Below are 13,094 nucleotides of genomic sequence, written 5' to 3'. Positions count from 1 at the left end.
AAGCCCTCTCCCCCATCCGGGGGAGAGGGTGCCGCGACACCCAACATCCCGGATCGGAAGACCCACATGGCCTTGACCGCTGTCGCGCTCTGCTCGCGCGCTTTGCTGCGCCTTGGCGCGCAGCCCGTCGCCTCGCTCGATGAGGGCACCGCGGAAGCGGAGGTGGCGGCGAACCTGTATGCGCCGACGCGCGATGCGCTGCTGTCCGCGCATCCCTGGTCCTTCGCCACCGGCCAGACCAGCCTGCCGCGGCTTTCCGCGGCGCCGCCGGCGGATATGGCGCATGCCTTCCAGCTTCCCACCGGCTTCCTGCGGGCGCTGTCCGCCGGCAGCGGCGCGCGCGGCGGCGGCATGCCGTACCGGCTGCATGAGGACAAGCTGCAGGCCGATTCCATCAGCGTGACGCTGACCTACATCTTCCGCCCCGACGAAAGCGCCTTCCCGCCCTTCTTCGCCCAGGCGCTGGTCGCGCGCCTTGCGGCCGAATTCTGCCTGCCGCTGACCGAAAGCGCATCCCGCGCCGAGATGCTGTTCCGCCTGGCGGAGAACGAGATGCGCAGCGCAAGGCTGATCGACAGCCAGCAGGACACGCCTCGCGCGATCGAGCATTTCCCGCTGATCGATGTGAGGGGCTGAGCGCATGACCATCGCCACGCGCCGCATCAAGTCCTCCTTCACCGCGGGCGAGCTTGCGCCCGAGCTGTACGGTCGCGCCGATCTGCGCGCCTTCGAGAATGGCGCGCGGCAATTGCGGAATGTCGTGATCCAGCCGACCGGCGGCGTCGCCCGCCGGCCCGGCCTCGTGCATATCGCGACGCTGCCCGGCCAAGCCCGGCTGGTGCCTTTCGAGTTTAACACGGAACAGACCTACCTGCTGGTGCTGACCGATGGGCGGTTGCAGGTGTTCCTCGGCGATGCGGAGGTGGCGAGCCTGCCGGCGCCCTGGTCCACCGCCATGCTGCCGCAGCTTTCCTTTACGCAGAGCGCCGACACGCTGCTGCTGTTCCACCCGGAGATGCCGCCGCAACGCCTGACGCGCAGCAGCCACACCGCCTGGAGCATCACGCCCTTCGTCTTTGTGCGGGAGCCGTTTCACAATTTTGCGCGCAACGTGACCATGGCGGCCTCCGCCACCACGGGTACGGTGACGCTGACCGCCTCCGCGCCGGTGTTCAGCAGCCTCCACATCTCCCGCCGCTTTCGCCTGAAGGGCCAGCGCGTGGTGATCGCCTCCGTCGCGGGGCCACAGAGCGCGACCGCGGTGGTGGAGGACCCGCTGGAGGATACGCTGGCTACCGAGGATTGGCAGGAGGCCACGTTCAGCCCCGTCCGCGGCTGGCCAGTCTGTGCCTGCTTCCACCAGAACCGCCTGGTGCTCGGCGGATCGCGCGATGCGCCGAACCGGCTATGGTTGTCGCGCACCGGCGATCTTGGTGACTTCGATGGCGGCACCGGGCTGGATGACGAGGCGATCGAATTCGCGCTGGTCTCCGACCAGGTGAATGCGATTCGTGCCGTGTTTTCGGGGCGGCATCTGCAGGTCTTCACCTCCGGTACCGAATGGATGGTCACGGGCGATCCGCTGACGCCGTCCTCCATTCAGTTGAACCGCCAGACGCGCATCGGCACCGCGGTGGATCGCCAGGTGCCGCCGGTGGATGTGGATGGGGCGACGCTGTTCGTCGCGCGATCCGGCCGCGGAGTGCATGAATTCGCCTATACCGATGTGGCGGATGCCTATCAGGCGAATGACCTCGCGCTGGTCGCACGGCATCTGGTGCGTGATCCGGTTTCTATGGCCTATGACCAGACGGCGCGGCTGCTGCATGTGGTGATGGCGGATGGCAGCATTGCCACGCTGACGCTGTATCGCGCCGAGCAGGTCACCGCCTGGACGCGGCTGGAGACCGAAGGGGCGTTCCGCGCGGTGGCGGAGACCGAGGGTCGCGTCTTCGCGCTGGTTGAACGCTTCGGCAGTTTCCGGCTGGAGCGTTTCGACGCCACCATGGGCCTCGATGCCGCGCTGGCCGGTAGCAGCTTCGCCGCGCAGGATCGCTGGACCGGCCTGACGCATCTGGAAACGCGCGATGTTGGCGTGCTGGCCGATGGCGCGCCGCGCGCGGCGGAACGCGTGCAGGACGGCGCCATCACACTGGACCCGCCGGCGGCTACCGTGCAGGCGGGCCTGCCCTTCCAGCATGTGATCGAGCCGCTGCCACCCGCGCTCGGCAACGCGACCGCGTCTGCCGCCGCACCGCTGCGCCTGGTCTCCGCCACCTTCCGGGTTCTGGCGACGCCGGCGCTGGAGGTGGATCTCGGCCGCGGCGTGCAGCCGGTGCCGTTCCGCCGGCTGGATACGGCGCTGCTGGATGCGCCGCCTGCGCCCTTCACCGGGGACATCGCCCTGCGCGCACTCGGCTGGCGGCGCGATGCGATGGCGCCGCTGTGGCGGATCGAGGGCGCGACGCCGCTGCCGCTGACACTGCTTTCCGTCACCACCGATATGAGGATCTCGAACTGATGGCGCAACTCGCACCCATCGCGACCGCCATCGGCGCGGGCGTTTCCATATTCAACAGCGTGCAGCAGGGCCAGGCGCAATCCGCCAATGCGAAGGCGCAGGCCAATGCGGCGCGGGAACAGGAACGCGTGCGCGCCGAGCAGGTCACGCTACAGCAATCCTCCGATGCGCGGGCGCGGGAGGCGCGGTTGGCAGGCACGCTGGCCTCCACCCGTGCCAGGTTGGCCGCTGGCGGCATCTCCCCGGATGAAGGCTCTGCCGCCGCGCTGACCGCGGGGCTGGAACGTGATGCCGCCGCCGCGCAGGCGGATAGCGACCAGATCTTCGCGGCCCGGCTTTCCGCCGGGCGGCGCAGCCTTCTGAACACGGACGGGTCGCTCACCAGCTTCCTGCGCGCCGGCACCACCTTCGGCAGCACGCTTCGCAACCTGCTCGATTGACGCACGCATCCCACAGCATCGGAGCCCATGATGGCCGAGCATATCCGCATCGGCGACGTCGCGCCGCGCGTCCAGTATCTGGGCGACGGCAGCCGCGTTGCGTTCACCTATCCCTTCCCGATCTTCCATCCCTCCGACATGGAGCTGCGCGTCAATGGCGTGCCGTTGGCCGGTGGCTTTACCGTCACCGGCGCTGGCAACAGCGGTGGCGGCAGCGTCATCCTCGCCACGCCGCCGGCCAATGGCAGCACGGTCACGCTGCGCCGGCGCATCCGTGTGGAGCGCAGCACGGATTTCCAGGACAATGGCGTGCTGCGCGCGCGCACGCTGAACGATGAGCTGGACCGCATCGTTGCCATCCTGCAGGAACAGCAGGAGGAGCTGTCGGCGGCGCTGCGCCAGGACCCCGCCGAGGTCGGCGGCAGTTTCACCCTGCCGCTGCGCGCCGCTCGCGCGAACCGCATGCTGGGCTTCGACGGCACCGGCAACGTGGCGGTGCTGCCGCGCGATTCCGGCCTGATCAGCGCGCCCTTCCCCGGTGCGGTGCCCTATACGGTTGAAGACAAGTTGGCCGAGCAGCTCAGCGCGCGCGATTTTGGTGCCACCGGCGATGGTGCGACGGAAGATGGCCCGGCCCTGCAGGCGGCAATGAATGCGGCCGGTGCCTCCGGCAAGCGGCTGCTGATCGGGGAGGGCAACTACCGCACCACCCAGCCGCTGACGCTGCCGGGTGCAGCGGCCGGGCTGACCATGCGCGGCACCATTGTCTATGCCGGCCCGGCGGGGCCTGCGCTGACCCTCGGCGATGGCGGCACGGCGCGCAACGCCAGCAAGTGGCACACCGGCCTTTCTGTGCTGCGTGCGACGATCGGCGCCTGGGAGGATGAATCCGAGATCGGCATCCTGCTCCGCAACCATGATGCCTCCATCATCGAGGTGCGGCGCGTCGAGGGTTTCACCATCGGCGTGCGGACGCTTGGCGATGGCCGGGGCTTCGAAGATTCCACGCTGGAGCTCGGCCGCATCGTCAACAACAAGATCGGGTTGGATATCCACACCGCCACGGCCGCTGGGTGGAACACCTCCATCCGCTACCATGGCGGCCACTTCGCCGTGGGATCGACCGTGCATGTGGACAAGGACCGCTTCGGCATTCGCCTGTCGGCCGCACCAGGCGCCTATGTCGCGCACAACCGGCATCTGTTCAACGGCCAGAATTTCGAGCTGAACGCGGAAGGCCGGCTGATTTCCGGCATTCCGTTCCTGTGCGAGGTGAACAGCCGTTCCATCATCGCGCGCGGCCTGCGGATGGAAGGCTGCACCGGCTTCGTTGCCCGCCACACTGCTGCGGCGCAGGACCATGTGTATGAGGTGACCTGGGCCAGCCAGGGTTACATGGTGGAGATCGACCACGCGGATTCCTCCACCCGCCTTGGCGGCGTGGTGGAGGCGCTGCACCAGGCCGCGCCACATCGCGCGGCAACGCGGGAACTGGCGAGCGTGCCCTCGCTCCGTGCTGCCGCGATCCGCTGGAACGCCACGCAGACGGGCTTCGAGAAACTGGGCTGCCTGTCCTCCAACGTCTCCGGCAGTCCAGCCTTGCTGCAGGACTTCGTGTTTCCGGCGCTGGAGTCCTTGGTGCTGACCAATCGCGGCGTGATCCTGACCGGTGGGCGTGCGGTGGGGTTCGTGGTGGATGCGCGGAGCTGCCGCGACTTCGCGCTGAGCGTCGATGCCGATGCGCCACGGCTTTTCGTCATGGCGTTCGATGCCGCCAACAACCTGCTGACCGACAGCGCCGGCGCACTGGTGCGCGCCTCCGGCCAGTCCATGGTGTGGAACCCGACAGCACGCTGGTGGCAGGGTGCGGCGGACATGACGGATGCGGGGCTGTCGCGGCTTCAGGCTGTGCGGCTTTCGCCACTGGTGGCCACGGCGGTGATCGGCGTGGCGCGCATCGGCACGGATTATGAGCTGCGCGCGCTGCGGCTGAACTGCGACCCGCGCCACGCGCCGGCGGTGCTGTACGGGCTGCCGGATCTGCCGATCGGCGTGCGGGAACTGGCGGCGGAACTGGCATGGGACCCGCCCTCCATCGCCGCCGGGGCCAGCGCGCAGGTCAACGTGCCGGTCAGCGGCGCGAGGCCGGGGGATTTCGCGCAGGCGGCCTTCTCGCTCTCCACCTCCGGCGCGGTGTTCCTGGCGCAGATCGGCGCGCAGGATGTGGTGACCGTCACCGTCTGGAACCGCACGGGCGCGGCGTTGGACCTCAATGCCGGCACGGTGCGCGTGCGCGTGGTGAAGGCATGAAACGTCCCACACGGGGCAAGCCTACCACCTCGCCGTTGCCGCGGGAGACGTTGGCGGCGGCGATGCAACGTGTCGCCGGCGATTACGCCGAATTCGTCGCCTCCTGGCCGCGCGGCGACGTGCCACCGGACCCGAAGGCCTTCGCCGCGCACCAGGCTGCCGCCCGCGCGGCGCTGGCGCATATGGCGGAACTGGCGGCGATGACCTCCGGCGATGCCGCGAAGCGCGCCGATGCGGCACCGGATGAGGACCATCTGCTGGCGGCGATGCGGGCGCAGATGGCGAAGGAAGGGGATGCATGACCGAACGGCCTGCCGACCTGCTGGAATTCGCCTGGATCTGGAACCGCATTGCCGGGTTGGGTACGCCAGCCGTGCATCGCCACATGCTGCGCTGGCTCTCGGATCGCGGCGAGCAGGATGATCTTCGCCTGCTGCTGATGGCCTTCCGCGGCTGCGGCAAATCCACGCTGGTCGGACTGTATTGTGCCTGGCAGCTGTATCGTGCGCCGGATACGCGTATCCTGGTGGTCGCCGCCGATCATGCGCTGGCCACGCGCATGGTGGCCACCGTGCGCCGCATCCTGGGCCGGCATCCGCTGTGCGGTGCGCTGCTGCCGGACCATGGCGAGGGGTCCTGGGCGTCGGATCGCTTCACCGTGGCACGGGAGGCGGTGCTGCGCGATGCCTCGATGCTGGCGGCTGGCATCGGCGGCAACATCACCGGCGCGCGCGCCGACCTGATCGTCTGCGACGATGTGGAGGTCGCTGGCAATTGCGGCTCCGCCGGGCAACGCGCCGAACTGCGCGAACGCCTGACGGAGACGGAATTCGTGCTGGTGCCCGGCGGCCGCGTGTTGTTCGTCGGCACGCCGCATTGCGCGGAAAGCCTGTATGCGGAGGGGCCAGACGCCTTCCTGTCCGGCTACCGCCGCCTGGTGCTGCCGCTGCTGGACGAACACGGCGCCAGCGCCTGGCCGGAACGCTTCACGCCGGCCGGCATCGCCGCCTTGCGCCAGCGCGTCGGCCCGCTCGCCTTCCGCCGCCAGATGCTGCTGGAGGCGGTGGCGGAGGAGGCGGCGCGGCTCGATCCCGCGCTGATCCTGCGCTACGCGGAGGATACCGACTACCGCGAGGCACAGGGCCGCGGCGTGCTGACGCTGCTGGGCCGGCAGATGGTCTCCGGCGGCGGCTGGTGGGACCCGGCTTTTGGCCGGCCCGGCGTGGGCGATGCCAGCGTGCTGGCCTGCACCTATGCCGATGCCGAGGGCCGGCACTACCTGCACCGCCTGGCCTATCTGCTGCATGACCCCGACGGCGAGGATGACGCGGCAACACAGCAATGCCGCGCGGTGGCGGAGATCGCGCGCGACCTGCTGCTGCCGGTGCTGCGGGTGGAGACCAATGGCATCGGCAAGTTCCTGCCCGGCCTGCTGAAGCGGGAGATGACCCGCATCGGCATCCATTGCAGCGTGTTGGAAGCTACCAGCCGCCGCGCCAAGGCGGAGCGCATCCTGGCGGCGCTGGACCCGGTGCTCGCCGGCCGGCGCCTGCTGGCGCATGAGGATGTGTTCCGCACCCGCTTCGCGCGGGAGATGGCGGATTGGCGGCCGGACCGGCCAGGCCAGCATGATGATGCGCTGGATGCGGTGGCCGGCTGCCTGCTGGCCGAACCTGTGCGGCTGCCCGGCGCGCCGGCGCTCAGGCCGCAGACGCTGCCCTGGCGGGGCGTTTAGCGCGCGGCGCGATTTCCGTCGCGTGGCGATCGAGGCCCACTTCGGTGGCCTCGTACCGCCCATCTGGTCGCTGCCGCGCCAGGCCCATGCCGGCCAGGCGGTTCAGGCAGGGGCCGTCCTTCAGCCCATCCGGGCGGCCCGGGCTGCCCACCAGGGTCAGCCGGTGCAGCGCGGACCGGCAGCAGGTCTCGAGATAAGGCTGGTTCCACATCGTTCGCTGAGCGGTCGCTTCTTCCTGTCGGCCATGGCCGGGGTTGGGCGCCGCATTCCTGTAATCGCGGCGCCCCCAGGGTGGCCCCCCCGCCGCCCCCCTTCAAGGAGTTTCCCCCGATGATCCCTGAGATCCCGCCCCAACTGGCGGCCGCGCTGGCCGATGCGCCGCTGGCCGGGCTGATGCTTTGGATGATTTTCCTGCTGCGGCGGGAGCTGCAGGCGCGGCCGGAGGCACCGCCCAGCGCTGCGCCGCCGATGGCCCAGCCCGGCCCTTCGCGCGACGAACTGGTGGATTTCAAGCTGGAGGTGGCGCGCACCTATGTGCCGCTGTCACTGATCCGCGACCTCGATTCGCGCCTATCCCTGCAACTGCTGCGGATCGAGGAAAAGCTGGATGAGGTGAGCCGCGCCGCGACCACGGCCACGGCCATCGCCGGCCAGTCCATGCCGAACCGGAAGATGGGCTTCGGCGCCCGCGCCGAGACGGAGGTGGGCCAATGAGCGCCGCGCTGAACCGCCCGCCCCGGCCGAGCGCCGCCGGCGTGCTGGAGCTGACCCTGTGGGGGGAGGCCGGGCACCGCCCGGTGCGCGGGATGGAGGGTGTGGCGGCCGTGGTGATGAACCGCCTGCGCCTGGCCCGCGCCCCGGGCGGGCCGCAGCATCTGGGCGGCGACGTCGCCGCCATCTGCCGCGCGCCCTTCCAATTCGCCTGCTGGCACCCCCAGCACCCGCGCCGCGCCGCCATGCAGGCGCCCGGCGTGGTGGAGGACCCCGCCTTCGCCGTCTGCCGCCGCATCGCCGCCCGCGCCCTGGCCGGCGCGCTGCCGGATGCGACGCGGGGTGCGACGCACTACCACGCCGCGGATGCACTGCCGCGCTGGGCGATCGGCCAGGTGCCGACGGCGGAGGTCGGCGGCCTTGTATTCTACCGGCTGCTCGGCTGAAACGGCTGCGCAAGGGCAGGGGCGCCGCATGGAAGACCGCATCTACACCATGGTCCGGGAGGCCGATTGGCGCGCCGCGGAGCTGGCCGGCGCCTATGCCGGCAGCGCCGATGATGCGCGCGACGGCTACCTGCACTTCTCCACCGCAGGCCAGTTGCGCGCCAGCGCGGCCAAGCACCGCGCGGGCATTGCGGATCTGTGGCTGGTCGAGGCCGACGCCGCGCGGCTGGGCGAGGCGCTGCGCTGGGAGGCAGCCGCGGGTGGCAGCCGGCCCGGCCTTTTCCCGCATCTTTATGGGAAACTGCTGCTTTCCAACGTTCTCTCGGCCACCAGGCTGCCGCTGGGCCCCGATGGGCGGCATGGATTTCCGGCGGGGATCCCCTGAGCCGGCCTCAGCCGCAGCGGCTCATGGCCATCCGGCAGATGGTGCCTGGTTGCTGGCGCGCCGCGCAATCCCGCATCGCGACGCCTTGCGCCGTGGCCGTGTCCGGTCCGTCACCCACGCCGTAGCTCAGCACCTGATAGGTGTTCGGGTCATTGGTGATGACCAGGCCCAGCCCCCGGACGCTGCGCGCCACGGCGATGCAGCGCTGCTCCGTTTCCATCAGCAGGCGGCAGGCGCGCTGGCCGCTGCGGCGGTAGCAGTCCCACTGTGCGGTACGATGCGCGGTGGGCCGGTCCACCCGGCGCGATATGGCGAGGCCGGTGGCGGGCAACGGTCCCGCATAAGCCACCAGGCTGAGCGCGCCGCGCGCTGCCGTGTCGCGGCCTCCTGGTGCCGCACCCCGGCCGCTGGCCTCGGGCGTGCCGGCCCGTCTCTGGCGCGCCAGGAAATCCTCCGCCGCGCTGCAGCGGATCAGGCAGACCTGCATGTCCCGCGGCGCACTGCCTTGGATCTGCGCTTCGCATTGGCGGCGGCAGGCCTGGCTGGGCGGCTGGCCACCCTGCGCCAGCACGGTGCCGGGCATGGCCAGCAGGGGCAGGGCGAGCAGCGCAAGGCGCACCGCGCGGCGCCAGGGCGAGGTCACGGCCCCCTCGGCTTGCGCGGTCGCATTTGGCGCCGCAGGCTGGCAGCCGGCGGGATTTCGGGGGCAGGGCGGATGGCGGGTTTCGTGCAGACGGTGCTGGGCGCGGTGGCGCCCGAGAGCCTGGGTCCGACCCTGATGCATGAGCATGTGCTGTGCGACATCACCCCGCCCAGCCTGCGCCAGGCCATCGCCAGCCGGCCCGAGCTGGTGCAGCCCATCACCCTGCAAAGCCGCTACGACATCGACTACGGGCGCCACCCGCATGCCGGCAAGACGGTGATGCTGGACCGCGCCCTGGCGGTGGCGGAGCTGGAGATGTTCCGCGCCGAGGGCGGCGCCAGCATGGTGGAGATGACCATCGGTGGCCTGGCGCCGGACCCGGAGGGGCTGGTGGAGGTCTCCCGCCGCACCGGCGTGCAGATGGTCATGGGCTGCGGCCATTACGTCGAGGATTTCCAGGACCCCGCCAACCACGCCCGCAGCGTGGAGGATTTCGCCGCCGAGATGGTGGCCGCCCTCCGCCACGGCGCCTGGGGGACGGATGTGCGCGCCGGCATCATCGGCGAGATCGGCTGTTCCGCGCCCTGGACCGAGCTGGAGCGCCGGGTGATGGCCGGCGCCGTGCTGGCGCAGCAGGAAACCGGCGCGGCGCTGACCATCCATCCCGGCGTGCATCCGGACCAGCCGGCGGAGATCATCGCCTTCCTGCGCGCCCACGGCGGCGACATTCCCCGTACCATCATCGACCATGTGGACCGCACGATCTTCGACGACGACCGGCTGTTCGCGCTGGCCGATACCGGCTGCGTGCTGGAATTCGACCTGTTCGGCTACGAGCATGCCTACTGGTCCTTCGCACCGATCAACATGCCGAATGACGGCACGCGCATCGACATGATGCGCCGACTGGTGGACCGTGGCCATGGGGCGCAGCTGGTGATCAGCCAGGATATCTGCCGCCTGACCCGGCTACGCAGCTTCGGCGGGCATGGCTACGGCCACATCTTCCGCAACATCGTGCCCTTCATGCGCGAACGCGGCTTTTCGCAGGCGGAGCTGGACGCGATCCTGGTGGAGACGCCGCGGCGTCTGCTGACCCTGCAGGGGTGATCAGCGCTGCAATCGTGCGATCAGCGCCGCGTTGTGCTGCGCGACGATGCCCGGGATCAGCAAGGCATCGACCAGCCACCATATGAAGATCACCAGGAAGCCCAGCATCCCGATCAGCACATAGGCCAGCGGGAAGGACACCAAAAAGATCAACAGCATGGCGATGCCGGAGCCGATGCGGCCGAGATAGAAGCGGTGCGCGCCGAAATAGCCGAGGAAGAACCACAGCAGATAGGCCAGCAGCGCGGTCTTCTTGGCGGAGTCGTACTGCATCATCGCGACGGCGTCGCGTGAGGGGCCATTGACGGCGTCGCGGGACGGGCCGGAAGGTGGCAGGCTGCTGGACATCACGGGGCACTCCGGGGCGGGTGGACCTGCATCGGCCCGCCCGCCCGCCGGGTCAAGCGATCAGCCGGTGATGCCGATCTGCCACGGCGCGAATTCATGCTTGCCGAGGCCGAGCTGCTCGCTTTTCGTCGGCTCGCCGGAGGCCGTGCGCAGCAGCAGGTCCAGGATGCGCTCGCCCATCTCGGACAGGCTGGCGGTGCCGTCCAGGATCTCACCGCAATTGATGTCCATGTCCTCCTCCAGCCGGCGGAACATGGGCGTGTTGGTGGCGAGTTTCACGGAGGGCACGGGCTTCGCGCCATACATCGAGCCGCGGCCGGTGGTGAAGGCGATCATGTTCGCGCCGCCGGCGACCTGGCCGGTGGCAGAGACCGGGTCGAAGCCTGGCGTGTCCATGAAGACGAAGCCCTTGGTGGTGATGGGCTCGGCATAGCGGAACACGTCCATCAGCGGCCCGGTGCCGCCCTTCATCGAAGACCCCAGCGACTTCTCGAGAATGTTGGCAAGGCCGCCGGCCTGGTTGCCGGGGCTGACCACGCCATTGATCTGCGTGTCGCGGCCCGGGGTGTAGACATCCTTCCACCAGCGGATGCGCTCGATCAGCTTCTCACCGACCTCCTGGCTGACGGCGCGGCGCGTCAGCGTGTGCTCGACGCCGTAGATCTCGGGCGTTTCGGACAGGATGGCGGTGCCGCCGTGGCGCACCAGCAAATCCATTGCCGCCCCCAGCGCCGGATTTGCCGTGATGGAGGAAAAGCCATCCGAGCCACCGCATTGCAGGCCAACGGAAAGATGCGCAGCGGAGACGGTTTCGCGGGTCGCCTTGTTGGCCTCCGCCATCATCTCTTTCACCACGGCGACGCCGGCTTCGATGCTTTTGCGCGTGCCGCCGACTTCCTGCATCACCAGCGACCGCAGCAGCGGCCCCGGCGTCAGCCCCTGCTCGGCCAGCAGCCCGGCGATCTGGTTGCGCTCACACCCCAGGCCGATCACCACCACGCCGGCCACATTCGGGTGGCGCATGTAGCCGCCGAGGGTGCGGCGCAGCAGCTGCATCGGCTCTCCCGATAATTCCATGCCGCAGCCGGTGGAATGGGTGAAAGCAGCGACGCCATCCACATTCGGCCATTCCGCCATCCGCTCCGGCGTGAACCAATCCGCCACGGCGTGGGACACGGTGGCGGAACAATTCACGGATGAGACGACGGCGATGAAGTTGCGCGTGCCGACGCGGCCATCGGCGCGGACGTAGCCCTCAAACGTCTTGCGCTGATCCTCCGGGATCATCTCCACAGGGCGGTAGTCACGGCCGATCGCGTAGTCGCGGTCGAATTCGCGGAAATCGATGTTGTGGGCATGCACCATGGTGCCGGCGGGAATATCCTCCGCCGCGAAGCCGATGGTGACCTGGTACTTCAGCACCGGGTCACCCTTGCGAAGCTGCGTGGTGGCGATCTTGTAGCCTGCTGGCACCGCGTTGCGCGCCAGCATGTTCTCGCCGGGGATCGATGTGCCCGGCTCGATATCGATCCGCGCCACCACCACATTGTCGTCCGGGTGCAGGCGGATGACGGGGCCGTTCAGGCGCTTGGCTTTCAGGTCGATCATTGGGGGCGTCTCCGTTTTCCCCAATTCACCATGTTCCACCGCGCCTGTCAGCCCGCGCTACCCGAGCATCTGGCCGCCATCGACGATGATGGTCTGCCCCGTCACCCAGCGCGCCGCCGGGCTTGCCAGGAACAGCACCACCTCCGCCACTTCCTCCGGCGTGCCGAGGCGGCCGAAGGGGATCAGGCTCAGGATGCGGTTGTACAGCGCCGGATCGCTGCTGCGTCGCTGTTCCCAGGACCCGCCCGGAAATTCGATGGAACCAGGCGCCACCGCATTCACCCGCACCCCATCCGGCCCGAACGCGGCCGCCTGGCTGGACGTGTAGTTCACCAGCAACGCCTTCACCGCCGCATAGGCGGGCGTCCTCAGCGAGGGCCGGAAGCCGGAGATGGAGGAGACGTTGACGATGGACCCGCGACTGGCCTTCAGATGCGCCGTGGCGGCGCGACTGGCGCGCACCGTGGCCATCACGTCCACATTCAGCCCGCGCGCCCAATCCTCCTCGGTATCCTTCGCGCCGAAGCCGCTGGCGTTGTTCACCAGCACATCGACGCCCCCCAGCGCCTGCGCCGCCTGGTCCACCCAGCCCGTCACCTGATCCGCCACGCCGAGATCGGCGGAGGTGGCGTGCGCTGTGACGCCGAGCGCCGCAATCTCCGCCCGCGTCGCCTCCAGCGCCTTGGCGTCGCGGGCGCAGATGGAAACCGCGGCACCCGCCTGGGCGAAGCCCAGCGCGACGGAGCGCCCGATACCTCGCGACCCGCCTGCCACCAGCACGCGTTTGCCCGTGAAATCCGCCATGACCCCGTCTCCTTGATACGTTCGGCCCCCAGC

15 protein-coding genes are annotated in these 13,094 nt (G+C 69.7%); 10 read left to right on the top strand and 5 right to left on the bottom strand.

Going from position 1 to position 13,094, the window contains the following annotated elements; translation table 11 throughout:
* The first annotated feature begins 66 nt into the window (after window positions 1–66).
* From ACFHNC_RS14730 to terL, 6 genes are read left to right on the top strand one after another with little or no spacing between them, the layout of a single operon-like run.
* Complete coding sequence (locus ACFHNC_RS14730) at window positions 67–636, top strand: hypothetical protein (protein WP_305668947.1); 570 nt, start codon at window positions 67–69, stop codon at window positions 634–636.
* A 4-nt stretch (window positions 637–640) separates the two neighbouring features.
* Window positions 641–2,521 carry a hypothetical protein gene (locus ACFHNC_RS14725; protein WP_437169982.1) on the top strand — a complete coding sequence of 627 codons (1,881 nt, stop codon included), beginning with the start codon at window positions 641–643 and terminating at the stop codon, window positions 2,519–2,521.
* Complete coding sequence (locus ACFHNC_RS14720) at window positions 2,521–2,961, top strand: hypothetical protein (RefSeq protein WP_437169981.1); 441 nt, start codon at window positions 2,521–2,523, stop codon at window positions 2,959–2,961. The genes ACFHNC_RS14725 and ACFHNC_RS14720 overlap by 1 nt, the downstream gene beginning before the upstream one ends.
* A 27-nt stretch (window positions 2,962–2,988) precedes the next feature.
* Window positions 2,989–5,271 (top strand): phage tail fiber protein, encoded by a 2,283-nt coding sequence (locus ACFHNC_RS14715; protein WP_437169980.1) that lies wholly within the window; start codon window positions 2,989–2,991, stop codon window positions 5,269–5,271.
* Window positions 5,268–5,573 (top strand): hypothetical protein, encoded by a 306-nt coding sequence (locus tag ACFHNC_RS14710; RefSeq protein ID WP_437169979.1) that lies wholly within the window; start codon window positions 5,268–5,270, stop codon window positions 5,571–5,573. Before ACFHNC_RS14715 ends, ACFHNC_RS14710 begins: the two co-directional genes overlap by 4 nt.
* Window positions 5,570–7,006 carry a phage terminase large subunit gene (gene terL / locus ACFHNC_RS14705; RefSeq protein ID WP_437169978.1) on the top strand — a complete coding sequence of 479 codons (1,437 nt, stop codon included), beginning with the start codon at window positions 5,570–5,572 and terminating at the stop codon, window positions 7,004–7,006. The genes ACFHNC_RS14710 and terL overlap by 4 nt, the downstream gene beginning before the upstream one ends.
* Here the strand turns inward: terL and ACFHNC_RS14700 are convergent.
* Complete coding sequence (locus ACFHNC_RS14700) at window positions 6,972–7,217, bottom strand: hypothetical protein (protein ID WP_437169977.1); 246 nt, start codon at window positions 7,215–7,217, stop codon at window positions 6,972–6,974. The genes terL and ACFHNC_RS14700 overlap by 35 nt on opposite strands.
* A gap of 119 nt (window positions 7,218–7,336) precedes the next feature.
* Here ACFHNC_RS14700 and ACFHNC_RS14695 point away from each other — a divergent pair, with 119 nt between their 5' ends.
* From ACFHNC_RS14695 to ACFHNC_RS14685, 3 genes are read left to right on the top strand one after another with little or no spacing between them, the layout of a single operon-like run.
* On the top strand, window positions 7,337–7,720 hold the full coding sequence (locus ACFHNC_RS14695; protein ID WP_437169976.1) for a hypothetical protein: 384 nt from the start codon (window positions 7,337–7,339) through the stop codon (window positions 7,718–7,720).
* On the top strand, window positions 7,717–8,163 hold the full coding sequence (locus ACFHNC_RS14690; protein ID WP_437169975.1) for a cell wall hydrolase: 447 nt from the start codon (window positions 7,717–7,719) through the stop codon (window positions 8,161–8,163). Before ACFHNC_RS14695 ends, ACFHNC_RS14690 begins: the two co-directional genes overlap by 4 nt.
* Window positions 8,164–8,191: 28 nt before the next feature.
* The gene (locus ACFHNC_RS14685) at window positions 8,192–8,548 is read left to right on the top strand and encodes a DUF952 domain-containing protein (protein ID WP_437169974.1); all 357 of its coding nucleotides are present in this window, start codon (window positions 8,192–8,194) and stop codon (window positions 8,546–8,548) included.
* Between the two features lie 7 nt (window positions 8,549–8,555).
* On the opposite strand, the gene ACFHNC_RS14680 is transcribed toward ACFHNC_RS14685, so the two are convergent.
* Complete coding sequence (locus tag ACFHNC_RS14680) at window positions 8,556–9,191, bottom strand: DUF4189 domain-containing protein (protein WP_437169973.1); 636 nt, start codon at window positions 9,189–9,191, stop codon at window positions 8,556–8,558.
* Between the two features lie 72 nt (window positions 9,192–9,263).
* Here ACFHNC_RS14680 and ACFHNC_RS14675 point away from each other — a divergent pair, with 72 nt between their 5' ends.
* Window positions 9,264–10,301 (top strand): phosphotriesterase family protein, encoded by a 1,038-nt coding sequence (locus tag ACFHNC_RS14675; protein WP_437169972.1) that lies wholly within the window; start codon window positions 9,264–9,266, stop codon window positions 10,299–10,301.
* On the opposite strand, the gene ACFHNC_RS14670 is transcribed toward ACFHNC_RS14675, so the two are convergent.
* Genes ACFHNC_RS14670 through ACFHNC_RS14660 form a run of 3 tightly spaced genes read right to left on the bottom strand, consistent with a single transcriptional unit; the run spans window position 10,302 to window position 13,061 of the window.
* The gene (locus tag ACFHNC_RS14670) at window positions 10,302–10,649 is read right to left on the bottom strand and encodes a TM2 domain-containing protein (protein WP_437169971.1); all 348 of its coding nucleotides are present in this window, start codon (window positions 10,647–10,649) and stop codon (window positions 10,302–10,304) included.
* 60 nt (window positions 10,650–10,709) lie between these two features.
* A complete protein-coding gene (locus tag ACFHNC_RS14665) occupies window positions 10,710–12,257 on the bottom strand; it encodes a UxaA family hydrolase (protein ID WP_437169970.1) in 1,548 nt (515 codons plus the stop codon).
* 57 nt (window positions 12,258–12,314) lie between these two features.
* Window positions 12,315–13,061 carry an SDR family NAD(P)-dependent oxidoreductase gene (locus ACFHNC_RS14660; RefSeq protein ID WP_437169969.1) on the bottom strand — a complete coding sequence of 249 codons (747 nt, stop codon included), beginning with the start codon at window positions 13,059–13,061 and terminating at the stop codon, window positions 12,315–12,317.
* Window positions 13,062–13,094 lie beyond the last annotated feature (33 nt).

This window comes from Falsiroseomonas sp. E2-1-a4, from assembly GCF_051433165.1.
Taxonomy (GTDB): Bacteria; Pseudomonadota; Alphaproteobacteria; order Acetobacterales; family Acetobacteraceae; genus Falsiroseomonas.
Note: the sequence above shows the minus strand (reverse complement) of the source record. Positions and strands in the feature narration are given on the sequence as shown.

What these genes read in the sequence shown, in the direction of transcription:
- terL (WP_437169978.1), top strand. Translation starts at nt 5,570, where the DNA reads ATGACCGAACGGCCTGCCGACCTGCTGGAATTCGCCTGGATCTGGAAC.
- ACFHNC_RS14695 (WP_437169976.1), top strand. Translation starts at nt 7,337, where the DNA reads ATGATCCCTGAGATCCCGCCCCAACTGGCGGCCGCGCTGGCCGATGCG.
- ACFHNC_RS14690 (WP_437169975.1), top strand. Translation starts at nt 7,717, where the DNA reads ATGAGCGCCGCGCTGAACCGCCCGCCCCGGCCGAGCGCCGCCGGCGTG.
- ACFHNC_RS14725 (WP_437169982.1), top strand. Translation starts at nt 641, where the DNA reads ATGACCATCGCCACGCGCCGCATCAAGTCCTCCTTCACCGCGGGCGAG.
- ACFHNC_RS14700 (WP_437169977.1), bottom strand. Translation starts at nt 7,217, where the DNA reads ATGTGGAACCAGCCTTATCTCGAGACCTGCTGCCGGTCCGCGCTGCAC.
- ACFHNC_RS14715 (WP_437169980.1), top strand. Translation starts at nt 2,989, where the DNA reads ATGATGGCCGAGCATATCCGCATCGGCGACGTCGCGCCGCGCGTCCAG.
- ACFHNC_RS14670 (WP_437169971.1), bottom strand. Translation starts at nt 10,649, where the DNA reads ATGTCCAGCAGCCTGCCACCTTCCGGCCCGTCCCGCGACGCCGTCAAT.
- ACFHNC_RS14675 (WP_437169972.1), top strand. Translation starts at nt 9,264, where the DNA reads ATGGCGGGTTTCGTGCAGACGGTGCTGGGCGCGGTGGCGCCCGAGAGC.
- ACFHNC_RS14685 (WP_437169974.1), top strand. Translation starts at nt 8,192, where the DNA reads ATGGAAGACCGCATCTACACCATGGTCCGGGAGGCCGATTGGCGCGCC.
- ACFHNC_RS14720 (WP_437169981.1), top strand. Translation starts at nt 2,521, where the DNA reads ATGGCGCAACTCGCACCCATCGCGACCGCCATCGGCGCGGGCGTTTCC.
- ACFHNC_RS14665 (WP_437169970.1), bottom strand. Translation starts at nt 12,257, where the DNA reads ATGATCGACCTGAAAGCCAAGCGCCTGAACGGCCCCGTCATCCGCCTG.
- ACFHNC_RS14660 (WP_437169969.1), bottom strand. Translation starts at nt 13,061, where the DNA reads ATGGCGGATTTCACGGGCAAACGCGTGCTGGTGGCAGGCGGGTCGCGA.
- ACFHNC_RS14710 (WP_437169979.1), top strand. Translation starts at nt 5,268, where the DNA reads ATGAAACGTCCCACACGGGGCAAGCCTACCACCTCGCCGTTGCCGCGG.
- ACFHNC_RS14730 (WP_305668947.1), top strand. Translation starts at nt 67, where the DNA reads ATGGCCTTGACCGCTGTCGCGCTCTGCTCGCGCGCTTTGCTGCGCCTT.